This is a genomic window from Streptomyces sp. NPDC006265 (genome assembly GCF_040613555.1).
GTDB lineage: Bacteria > Actinomycetota > Actinomycetes > Streptomycetales > Streptomycetaceae > Streptomyces.
In genome coordinates this window covers 1-3757 of sequence record NZ_JBEXSH010000878.1, presented here as the reverse complement: position 1 = coordinate 3757, position 3757 = coordinate 1, and the positions used below count along the sequence as shown (strand labels likewise).

The following is a 3757-nucleotide window of genomic DNA, read 5'->3' as shown; positions in this document are numbered from 1 at the left end:
ATCTCGTACCCTCCGCCTGGGCATCACCGGGCACGATGTCGAAGGGCCCCACCGTTCGCGGTGGGGCCCTTCGACGTGTCTCAGCGCTCGTTGTCCTGGTTCCAGAATTCCGATGTCCTGTCGGACCGGCCCCCGGCGCAGCGTGCGACCACGCGTCCGTCCTCGGCCGGATCGACACCGACCACGCTCACGTCGACGCCGAGAACAGTCGTGGTGAACGGCACGGCAAGGTTCTCCTCGATCATCGTGAAGAAGCCGATGAGCTGCTCATCGTCGCCGTAGGCGTCGACGGTGGCCTCTTCGATCGAGGCCTCCGGCACGGCTGGGTCCCAGGTGCTCATGGCCCACCGCAGCGCTGCGCCTTACGGTTGAGGACCGATGCGTTCAGCAGCGGCGTATCCGCCGTGGCGCCGTCGCCGGCAGTCATGCAAAGGCCCGCGATTGCCGGCGTGTGACGTTGCCTGGTGGGGTTCGGAAGTGAGTGGGCCTGGTGAGGGTCCGGCACGCGACAGGGCGGAAGAGAGTGGCACGAGTCGTAGTACGAGAGCCGAGTACGGGCGCGAGAAGCACACCGCCGCTGGCCCGGCAGGAAACATCCGCCTTCGTGAGGGAACTGCTCGGCGCCGGCTGGGCGGCGGTGTTCCTGCCCGGTGAGCCCGCCCGCCTTGGGCGGCTGCTGCTGTGGAAGCCGGCCGGGACAGCGGCCGGCGACAGTATGGCGCCCACCGGCCTTGAGACCGAGGCGGTGGAGCTGGTCCTGCCGCACGGCCGCTCGGTCAGGCGGCGCAGGGTCGAGGGTTACGCGCTGCCTGTCGCCGTCGCTGTCTCCGCCCTGGCTGATGCGGAGCCGACGCATCCCTCCGGCGCCGCCTGGCAGGCCGCCACTCGCTTCGCGCTGCGGCTGCTCGCCGACGGCCGCCTCCACCCGGCCCTCACCCCCGCCGGTTACGACACCTGGCAGGTGGGTCCCTTCACCGTCGCCCAGCGTCAGTCGCTGGACACCCTGGCCGCCGCCTTCCCGCCGCACGCCCACTGCCTGCCCGAGCCAGGCCCCGCGCCGGTACGGATCGCCGAACCGGCTGCGCTGGTACGCCAGTTCTGCGACGCGGTCGCCGATGATCTGGTCCGGACACCGGCCGCGCCGCTCGCCATGGGAGCGCTGCCGTACGCCCGGCGGGAGGCCCGTGCCGTGCCCGCCTTGCGGGAATGGGCCGAGGAAACCCAGGCGGCGCTCACCGCCGAGGTCAGTGTCTCCCTGCGCGTCGACGTACCCGAAGGGCGCCGACGGCAGTTCCGGGCCGTCCTGCAACTGCACACCGCGGCGGACCCGGCGCTCGTCATCGAGGCCGCACGGCTGTGGAGCGAGCCGACCGAAGTGGAGCGGCTGCTCGGCCCGCGCGCCGAGACCGAGACCCTGCTCGCCCTGCGTCGCGGCGCCCGCGCCTGGCCCCCGCTGCGGAGGCTGCTCGACGATGCCGCTCCCGATCAGCTCCGGTTGACCGACGACGAAGCCTTCGAACTCCTCGGGGACGCCACGGACGCGCTGCGCGTGGCCGGTGTCGACGTGCACTGGCCGCGTGAACTGGTCAAGGCGCTCACCGCGACCGCCGAGATCGGGCAGCGCACCGCCCCCGGTTCCACCACGGGCGGCCTGCTGGACACCGAGGCTCTCCTCGACTTCCGCTGGCAGATCTCCCTTGGCGGCGAACCGCTCACCGAGGCCGAGATGGATGCCCTCGCTGAGTCACGCCGTCCCCTCGTCCGGCTTCGCGACCAGTGGGTGGTCGCCGACCCGAAGCTGGTGGCCCGCGCCAAGCGCCGCCGGATGGAACCGCTCACCCCCATGGAGGCGTTGAGCGCCGCGCTGACCGGCGAGGCCGAGCGGGACGGTGACCGGGTTCCCTGTGCGGCGGCCGGTGCGCTCGGCGACCTGGTCGTTCGTATCCGCGACCCCGAGTCCCGCACCCCCGTGCCCCAGCCCGCCGCTCTCAAGGCCACGTTGCGCGAGTACCAGAAGCGGGGCCTGGCCTGGCTGGCCGAGATGTGCGCACTCGGCCTCGGCGGCTGTCTCGCCGACGACATGGGCCTGGGCAAGACCATCACCTTGCTCGCTCTGCACCTGCACCGCCAGAGCGACCCCACCACCGCGGGCCCCACCCTTGTCGTCTGCCCCGCCTCCCTGCTCGGCAACTGGCAGCGCGAGGCCGCCAGATTCGCACCGTCCACCCCCGTACGCCGCTACCACGGCGGCGACCGCCACCTGGGGGACCTGGCCGGCGACGAGATCGTCCTGGTCACCTACGGGGTACTGCGCCGTGACCGCGAAGTGCTCGCCGACACGGCCTGGTCGCTGGTGGCCGCCGACGAGGCCCAGCACGTCAAGAATCCCTACGCCGTCACCGCCCGCGAACTGCGCGCCCTGCCCGCCCGCGCCCGCGTCGCTCTCACCGGCACCCCCGTGGAGAACAACCTCTCCGAGCTGTGGGCCCTGCTCGACTGGACCACCCCCGGGCTCCTCGGCACACTCACCGCCTTCCGTGACCGGCATGCCCGCGCCATCGAGGCGGGCGAGGATCCCGAGGCAGCCGAGCGCCTGAACCGTCTCGTACGTCCCTTCCTGTTGCGCCGCAAGAAGTCCGACCCCGGCATCGCGCCCGAATTGCCGCCCAAGACCGAGACCGAACGCGTCGTCCCCCTGACGGCCGAGCAGACCAGTCTGTACGAGGCACAGGTCCGCGAGACCATGGCGAAGATCGCAGAGTCGGAGGGCATCACCCGGCGCGGTCTGGTGCTCAAGCTGCTCACCGCGCTGAAGCAGATCTGCAACCACCCCGCCCAGTACCTACGCCAGTCGACTCCCCTGCGGGGCCGCTCCGGCAAGCTCGACCTGCTCGACGAACTTCTCGACACCATCACCGCCGAAGGCGAATCCGTGCTGATCTTCACGCAGTACAAACAGATGGCGGCTCTGCTGGAGAAGCATCTCGCAGAGCGCGGCGTCCCCGCTCTCTTCCTGCACGGCGGCACCCCCGTCGCGCGGCGCGAGGAGATGGTGGACCGCTTCCAGCGCGGTGAAGTGCCAGTGTTCCTGCTCTCGTTGAAGGCGGCGGGCACCGGACTCAACCTCACCCGCGCCACTCACGTCGTGCACTACGACCGCTGGTGGAACCCGGCCGTCGAGGACCAGGCCACCGACCGCGCCTACCGCATCGGCCAGGACAAACCCGTCCAGGTACACAAGCTCCTCGCGGAGGGAACCGTGGAGGACAAGGTGGCGAAGCTGCTCGAAGCCAAGCGCGTTCTCGCCGACGCCGTCGTCGGCTCCGGCGAGGCAGCCCTGACCGAACTGTCCGACGACGATCTCGCCGAACTCGTCGCCCTCGGAAGGCAGTCATGAGCCCCGCTGTCCCGGGCCCGCGCCGTGCGCCCGCCCGCGGCAAGCGAGCCTTCGCCGCGACCTGGTGGGGCCAGGCATGGGTGGCCGCCCTGGAGGACTCCACCCTGGACGCCGGACGGCTCTCGCGCGGACGCACCTACGCCCGCAAAGGCATGGTCGGCCCGGTCACCGTCGCTCCAGGCCAGGTCAAAGCCGCTGTTCAGGGCAGCCGCCCGCGCCCGTACCGCTCCTCAGTCCACCTGCCCGTCCTCACCGGCCCTCAGTGGGACACCCTGCTCGACACGATCGCGGCCCGCGCCGGGCATCTCGCAGCACTTCTCGACGGCGAGATGCCCGCCGAACTCGTCGACGACGCCCGGC

The 3757-nt window shown here is 71.5% G+C and carries 2 protein-coding genes and 1 pseudogene; 2 read left to right on the top strand and 1 reads right to left on the bottom strand.

Features of this window, described 5'->3' with window-relative positions:
• Positions 1 to 80: 80 nt before the first annotated feature.
• A complete protein-coding gene (locus tag ABZ281_RS41975) occupies positions 81 to 341 on the bottom strand; it encodes a hypothetical protein (protein ID WP_356663221.1) in 261 nt (86 codons plus the stop codon).
• Positions 342 to 604: 263 nt separating this feature from the next.
• Between ABZ281_RS41975 and ABZ281_RS41970 the strand changes: the two genes are divergently transcribed.
• Both ABZ281_RS41970 and ABZ281_RS41965 read left to right on the top strand, forming a co-directional pair.
• Entirely contained in the window at positions 605 to 3397 is a 2793-nt protein-coding gene (locus ABZ281_RS41970; protein ID WP_356663219.1) for an SNF2-related protein, read from the top strand.
• Positions 3394 to 3757: pseudogene (locus ABZ281_RS41965) on the top strand (hypothetical protein); the annotation flags it as partial. The gene ABZ281_RS41970 and the pseudogene ABZ281_RS41965, both read left to right, overlap by 4 nt.